Annotated in this window: 1 protein-coding gene; it reads left to right on the top strand. The window is 72.0% G+C overall.

The annotated features are described in order from the left end of the window. Positions 1 to 207, top strand: a 207-nt coding sequence (locus HJV72_RS19460; RefSeq protein WP_208073529.1) for a DUF3499 family protein, incomplete at its 5' end; no start/stop codon positions are given. Positions 208 to 211: the final 4 nt, after the last annotated feature.

The following is a 211-nucleotide window of genomic DNA, read 5'->3' as shown; positions in this document are numbered from 1 at the left end:
ATGCGAACCAGACTGTGCTCGAAGGTGGGCTGCGCCCGCGAAGCGGTGACGACCCTCACCTATGACTACGGCGACCAGATGGCCGCCGTCGGGCCGCTCGGCGCCGCGGGGGACCCCCACGCCCACGACCTCTGCCGCGTGCACACCGAGCGACTGTCGGTGCCCAAGGGGTGGCTGGTCGTCCGCCACGAGACGCTGCGCGTCTGAGGCC

This window comes from Extibacter sp. GGCC_0201, assembly GCF_017566055.1.
Classification (GTDB): Bacteria; Bacillota; Clostridia; order Lachnospirales; family Lachnospiraceae; genus Extibacter.
Note: the sequence above shows the minus strand (reverse complement) of the source record. Positions and strands in the feature narration are given on the sequence as shown.